The following is a 6,342-nucleotide window of genomic DNA, read 5'->3' on the forward strand; positions in this document are numbered from 1 at the left end:
AAGGCACCACTGTGAGTGAGCAGCGAAAGCCGGCCGAAGAATATGTGGTGGTTCGCCACCGCCCCGGGCACCGGATTCGCCGGACGGCGATTCTGCTGATTTTTACCCTCGTTGCCGCGGCGGCAGGTTACGCCACGGGTCTTGCCCAGGGCGGGTTCCGGTTCTCCAGTACGCAGGAATCGAATCGGGCGCTGGAGGACGAAGTGGAAAACCTGCGCGAGGAATTCCGCGAGGCCCGGCAGCAACTGATCAATCTGGAGCGGGGTAAGGCCATTGATGAGCAGGCGCTGAATCAGGCGCGCCGAACCATCGTGGAGCTGGAAACCCGGATCGTTTCCCTGCAGTCAGACCTTACCTTTTACCGGAACATCATGGCGCCCTCGGAGACCAGCAAGGGGCTACAGGTGGACAGCCTCACACTGGCGTTCGATCGGGCCCAGGATGCCTACGACTTCAAACTGGTGCTGACCCAGGTTGGTAATAACAAGAGCTACATCTCCGGTGTGGTGGCGGTAAACGTCATCGGACTGAGAGATGAGGAAAAAGAGGTCATCGCGTTGAGAGACCTTTCCGAAGACATTGAGGATCTTGGTGTGAAGTTCCGGTTCCGGTACTTCCAGGACGTTGAGGGTTCCCTGGTTTTGCCGGAAGACTTCGAGCCGATCGAAATACAGGTGGTAGCCCAGGCGGAGGGGCAAAAATCCTCACAGGCCGAGCGGACCTTTCGCTGGGATCAATTAACGGAGAACTGACATGCTTGGCAAAAAGAAACAGAAGCCGCGCCGCCCAGCCGGCCACTTTGACACCCTGATCTCCTCCCGGACCACGGTCGAGGGCGATGTCCACTTTTCCGGCGGCCTGCATGTAGACGGTCGAATTCGTGGCAAGGTGATTGCCGATGAAGGCGCGGATGCGGTACTGAGAGTGTCAGAAGTTGGTGAGGTCACCGGAGACATTAACGCGCCCCACGTGATCATCAACGGCACTGTGCACGGGGATGTCTACGCCTCGGCTCATCTTGAGCTGGCGGAAAAGGCGTCCATAAATGGCAGTGTCTACTACAACCTGATTGAAATGGCTATGGGTGCCTCTGTCAATGGCAACCTGGTTCATCAGCGGGAGCCGGTAGGCCTGATCGGCCAGGATCGTTCCCGGGCCGAGCGTGCGGAGCAATCAACGACCGATCATTCCGAGCCGGTGGGTTCCGATGCGTCGCTGGATGGTGGAAAGTCCGAATAGTTGATTGTTTTGGTCAGGAATAACATAATCGGTCAGACAGTTGGCGAATTTCCGGAGGCAGACTTGAGTGCAGTCCAGCAACAGATAGCGACACCGCTGTTCTTCAGTGACAGCGCCGTTGCCAAGGTCCGTGAGCTGATCGAGGAGGAAGAGAACGCCAATCTCAAGCTCCGGGTGTTCGTGACCGGCGGTGGTTGTTCCGGATTCCAGTATGGCTTTTCGTTTGATGAGGCCCAGGATGAGGAAGACACAGTCGTTGAGCGTGATGGAGTGTCTCTTCTGGTTGATCCGATGAGTTACCAGTATCTGGTTGGAGCAACCATCGACTATCAGGAAGGTCTCCAGGGCTCACAGTTTGTGGTCCAGAATCCCAACGCCAGCTCCACATGTGGCTGCGGCAGTTCCTTCTCCATCTGATCCCCCCTCGGGTGGCGAGGCCACCCGCCCTGTTTCAACCTATTCTTTTGCAATCACGCCGGGTAGATCGCTCCAAGAATCCTGGGGCCGGCAGCTCCGGTAACGTCTGGCAGGTTCCCGGGCTGTCCTTCCAGGGCCCGCTTTGCTAACCAGGCAAAGGCCACCGGCTCAACCAGTTGTGGGTCCAGCCCCAGTTCTGACGTAAGAGTCAAACGGGTATCAGGCAGCGCTTTGCCAAGCTCTTCCATAAGCACCGGGTTCCGGGCTCCACCTCCGCAGACATATAGGCGAAAGCCGCTTTGTTTGGGCAACTGATTGGCGACGCTTGCGACGGTGAGCTGTAGCAGGGTTCGCTGGATGTCTTCGGCCCGAGTGTCGGGGTGTCTGTTGGCGAGGGTTTTCACCCAATCCAGATTGAAGCGCTCTTTGCCTGTGCTTTTCGGAGGCTTTCGCAGGAAGTAAGCGTCCGACAACATGTCATTCAGCAGGTCATTGTCCACGTTTCCCTCTTTTGCCCAATGCCCTTCCGAATCGAATGGCAGGCCGGTCTGGTCGAGGCACCAGGCATCCATCAGAGCGTTGGCGGGGCCGGTATCGAAACCGACCACCGGCAATTCAGGGTCTGCCGGTAACCAGGTAATGTTGGCGATACCGCCCAGGTTCAGAAGGCAGCGATCCTCGGAGTCCGAGCGGAAAAAGGCCTTGTGGAACGCGGGTACCAGGGGGGCGCCCTGTCCGCCGGACGCCATATCCCGTCTACGGAAGTCCGCCACCGTGGTAATGCCGGTGGCCTCCGAAATGAGGGCCGGATTGCCGATCTGGATGGTGAAGGGCGAGGCGCCTGAGGGCTGGTGCCGTATGGTCTGGCCGTGGCTGCCAATGGCTCTGACCGACGAGGGTGAGATCTCACCTTTACGGATGACCTCAGCAGCCGCCTGTGCGAAAAGGCTTCCTGTCAGGGTGTCCAGTTCGCCCAGTTCATCGGGAGCGGCCTGGTTCTGGCTGGCCGAAAGCAGTCGGTGCCTGACCGAGTCCGGATAGGGCTCGGTGTGTGAGCTGATGATCCGGCTGTGCTGGCCATTGAAGGACACCAGCACGGCATCAATGCCATCCATGCTGGTGCCGGACATGAGCCCGATCCAGGCTTCCATGATCGTCAGTCGTCTGTCGCCAGGGCCAGCTGCTGGTAGCTCTCCCGGAACACGTCGAACTGGGCCAGTCGCTGCTCTGTGAACTTCTTGAAGCGGGCCATCTCCGCGGAGGGAATCGGCTTGGCGTCTGGCAGTTTTACGGTTCTGGAATTGCGCGGCGCTCCGTTCAGTCTGAACTCGTAGTGCAGGTGGGGGCCGGTGACCATTCCGGATGAGCCCACGTGGCCGATAGTCTGGCCCTGCTTTACCCGTGTGCCGTTCTTGATGCCTTTGCCCAATCGGCTCATATGGGCATAAAGGGTGGTGATGTTGTCGCCATGCTGGAGAATAACGGTGCGACCGTAACCGCCTTTCCACCCGGCAAACTTCACCCGACCTGAACCAGCGGCCTTGATTGGGGTTCCGGGAGGCGCTGCGTAGTCAGTGCCTTCGTGAGGGCGAACGACATCCAGTACCGGGTGGCGGCGCTGAAGGTTGAAGGGAGAGGAAACCCGGGCGTTGATGGGAGTGCGTAGAAACGCTTTGCGCATGCTCTTGCCGTTCGGCGCGTAGTAATCGCTGTCGCCATTGCTGTCGGTGTAAAGAAGGGCAATGTTCTCTTCGCCGCGATTAACGAAGCGGGCCGACAGGATGCGTCCGGTGTCGAACTTTTCGCCGTCCAGGTAGAGCTCTTCGTATACAACTTCAAACTGGTCGCCTTTGCGCACGTCGTATACAAAGTCGATATCCCAACCGAAAATGCCGGCCAGTTCCATTGTGAGGCGATCGTTCAGGCCTGCTTCCCGGGCGGCCAGATAAAGTGAGCCATCGATGGTGCCGGACGCAAACGCGGGTCTGGATTCGGGCTTCCGTACCTCTGTCTCACCAGCGTAGGTGTCACCCTCTTTCCGGATTTTCAGGGTTTCAAGCAGGTTTCGCTGCAGATCCACGCCAGCCAGATTGCCGTCTTCGGTGGTGGCGAAGCGAATGGTTTCACCGGCATACAGGCGCTGCAGCTTTTCTGCTTCGCCCTTGCCGTGAATGACCGAGAGCATGATGCCATCGTTGAATCCGGCCTTCTTGAACAGGGAAGAGAGCGTATCCCCGGATTTGATGGCGTAGGTTTGCCACTCAAGTCTGGGCGCTGCCGGTACGTCGGGTTCAACGTTTTGTTGCACGGGGGAGGCAACCGCCACTTCGTTTGTCGCGTTTTCGGCAGAGGATGGTTCTGCTTTGGCCTTCTCGGGCAGCGGAGCTGCGGTGGTGTCCTGCTGAACTGGCTCCGGCTGTGTTGAAGAAACGGTGCCCTGTTCAAGGTCCAGCGCGTAAGACATTCGCTTGGCTTCGACGTTGCTGCTGGGGCTCATCAAAATAGCGGCGGTGACAACAACCGTTACTCCGGCAGCAATGGTGATGTGGGTTTTCGGAAACATTTTCAGCACGTGTCGCACCCGTTTTAATCGGCATTCCGGTAGGTTGTACTACCTAATTAAAGCTGTTGTTCAAGTATAGTCCAACAGATTACCGTATAAAAAGCGCGCGGGACAGCGCCGAACATTACCGTTGCTGCCCCGGCTTCCGGATTTCTGGCGACGGCATTGGTATACTACGTCGCCCTGTCGGATCCGCGTTGATCAAATTCTGGTCATTTTACTGTAACAGGGCGGCAGGTAACTCACAGATTTCTTTTGTTGATCTCTGTAACCAACCGAATCTTTGCAGAACCAAAACGGGGACGTGTTGTTCATGGCATCCATTGAGGAAGCGTTGGCGATAATCAAGCGCGGCATAGACGAGCTCATCCCGGAAGAAGAGCTCATCAAGAAGTTGAAGGAAGGTCGTCCACTGCGGATCAAGGCGGGGTTCGATCCGACGGCTCCGGATTTGCACCTTGGCCACACCGTCCTGATCAACAAGCTTCGCCAGTTTCAGGATCTGGGGCATGAGGTTATGTTCCTGATTGGTGATTTCACCGGCATGATTGGTGATCCTACCGGTAAAAGCGCTACGCGCCCTCCCTTGACAGAGCAGCAGGTCGCAGAGAACGCGGTCAGTTATAAAGAGCAGGTGTTCAAGATCCTTGATCCCGAGAAAACGCGCGTGATGTTCAACTCCGACTGGATGAGCAAGATGAGCGCCGCCGATATGATCAAGCTGGCAGGTCAGTATACGGTTGCCCGAATGCTTGAACGGGATGACTTCACCAAGCGCTACCGGGCTGAGCAGGCGATTGCCATTCACGAATTCCTTTACCCCCTGGTCCAGGGGTATGACTCCGTCGCCATGGAAGCGGATGTTGAGCTGGGCGGCACCGACCAGAAGTTCAATCTCCTGATGGGGCGCATACTTCAGAAACACTATGGTCAGTCGCCTCAGGTAATACTGACGATGCCGATTCTGGAAGGGCTGGATGGTGTCCAGAAGATGTCCAAGTCCCTGGGCAACTATGTAGGCGTAAACGATTCGCCTGGCGAAATGTACACCAAGTTACTGTCCATGCCGGATGATCTCCTGTGGCGCTACTTTGAGCTGCTGAGCTTCCGGCCGCTTGCAGAAGTAGACGAATTCCGCAAGGCCGTGGCTGGCGGCGCCAATCCTCAGGACTACAAAAAACTGCTCGCGGAGGAAATCATTACCCGCTTCCATGATGAGGAGGCGGCCAGGACTGCTCACAAGTCAGCCGGTAATCGGGTGGCTCTCGGCGAGATCCCCGAAAACGTGCCGACGGTCGAAGTGTCCCTTGAGGGGCAGTCCGAGATTCCGATGGCAGCGGTGCTTCGCCTGGCCGGCTTGGTAAAGAATGGCGCGGCGGCCAGGGACGTTCTGGGTCGCGGTGCCGTCTTTGTCGATGGTCAGAAATTCGAAGGCGATCGGGTGTTTGTGGAAGGTGATGAGTGCGTTATCCAGGCGGGCAAGAAGAAGATCGCCCGGGTTCTGATCACTGTTTGATCGATTAGGGGCGATTTTGAGATTTTTTCAGAATCGCCGTTGACACCCTCGGGCAGCTCTGTAGAATGCGCATCTCTTTCGAGGGGAGCACCGCTGAGGTGGCGCAAAAATCGAGAGATAACTGTTTGAATGTCTTGAAGAAAATGAGTTTTTAATTTCTTCAGGAAGCAGTTGACAGGCAAGCGATTCACTGTAGAATGCGCGCCTCGAAACAAGCAGTAAGCCGGGTGATTTTCCGGCGCTTTCCGGAGACGGGAGGCAGCGGGAAATAAACGGTTGACAAGGCGGCGTAACGATGTAGAATACGCGGCCTTGATTGAGCAGAGGCTCAACGCTCTTTAAAAAGTTAACCAAGTAATTCGTGTGGGCGCTGGCCGAGGTATTTCGGATATGAAATATCAGGACAGTGACTCGTCGAAATTGAGTTTTGTCTTGAGCAAGAATAGAGAATCTTCGGATTCTTGTATGATTTAAACTGAAGAGTTTGATCATGGCTCAGATTGAACGCTGGCGGCAGGCTTAACACATGCAAGTCGAGCGGTAACAGGGGGAGCTTGCTCCCTGCTGACGAGCGGCGGACGGGTGAGTAATGCATAGGAATCTGCCC

General features: G+C 56.6%; 6 protein-coding genes and 1 rRNA gene. 5 read left to right on the forward strand and 2 right to left on the reverse strand.

The genetic code is table 11. The annotated features are described in order from the left end of the window. The first annotated feature begins 11 nt into the window (after positions 1-11). The 3 genes from BM344_RS13010 to erpA all read left to right on the forward strand — a co-directional run bounded on the left by BM344_RS13010 (position 12) and on the right by erpA (position 1,656). On the forward strand, positions 12-752 hold the full coding sequence (locus BM344_RS13010) for a DUF6776 family protein (protein ID WP_091990611.1): 741 nt from the start codon (positions 12-14) through the stop codon (positions 750-752). A gap of 1 nt (position 753) precedes the next feature. After that, the gene (locus BM344_RS13015) at positions 754-1,239 is read left to right on the forward strand and encodes a bactofilin family protein (protein WP_091990614.1); all 486 of its coding nucleotides are present in this window, start codon (positions 754-756) and stop codon (positions 1,237-1,239) included. Between the two features lie 63 nt (positions 1,240-1,302). Next, complete coding sequence (gene erpA, locus BM344_RS13020) at positions 1,303-1,656, forward strand: iron-sulfur cluster insertion protein ErpA (protein ID WP_091990616.1); 354 nt, start codon at positions 1,303-1,305, stop codon at positions 1,654-1,656. A 53-nt stretch (positions 1,657-1,709) separates the two neighbouring features. On the opposite strand, the gene BM344_RS13025 is transcribed toward erpA, so the two are convergent. Then, positions 1,710-2,807 carry an anhydro-N-acetylmuramic acid kinase gene (locus tag BM344_RS13025; protein ID WP_091990619.1) on the reverse strand — a complete coding sequence of 366 codons (1,098 nt, stop codon included), beginning with the start codon at positions 2,805-2,807 and terminating at the stop codon, positions 1,710-1,712. A gap of 5 nt (positions 2,808-2,812) precedes the next feature. Next, positions 2,813-4,228 (reverse strand): OapA family protein, encoded by a 1,416-nt coding sequence (locus BM344_RS13030; protein ID WP_091990621.1) that lies wholly within the window; start codon positions 4,226-4,228, stop codon positions 2,813-2,815. A gap of 304 nt (positions 4,229-4,532) precedes the next feature. Here BM344_RS13030 and tyrS point away from each other — a divergent pair, with 304 nt between their 5' ends. Together tyrS and BM344_RS13045 are read left to right on the forward strand one after the other, a co-directional pair. Further along, positions 4,533-5,735: a tyrosine--tRNA ligase gene (gene tyrS / locus BM344_RS13035; protein ID WP_091991110.1), complete on the forward strand. Its 1,203-nt coding sequence runs from the start codon at positions 4,533-4,535 to the stop codon at positions 5,733-5,735. Between the two features lie 472 nt (positions 5,736-6,207). Next, a 16S ribosomal RNA gene (locus BM344_RS13045) occupies positions 6,208-6,342 on the forward strand; the annotation flags it as partial.

The organism is Marinobacter gudaonensis (assembly GCF_900115175.1).
GTDB classification, from domain to species: Bacteria; Pseudomonadota; Gammaproteobacteria; order Pseudomonadales; family Oleiphilaceae; genus Marinobacter; species Marinobacter gudaonensis.

Excerpts from the sequence above, each read along its gene's own strand:
- BM344_RS13015 (WP_091990614.1), top strand. The coding sequence starts at position 754 with ATGCTTGGCAAAAAGAAACAGAAGCCGCGCCGCCCAGCCGGCCACTTT.
- BM344_RS13025 (WP_091990619.1), bottom strand. The coding sequence starts at position 2,807 with ATGGAAGCCTGGATCGGGCTCATGTCCGGCACCAGCATGGATGGCATT.
- tyrS (WP_091991110.1), top strand. The coding sequence starts at position 4,533 with ATGGCATCCATTGAGGAAGCGTTGGCGATAATCAAGCGCGGCATAGAC.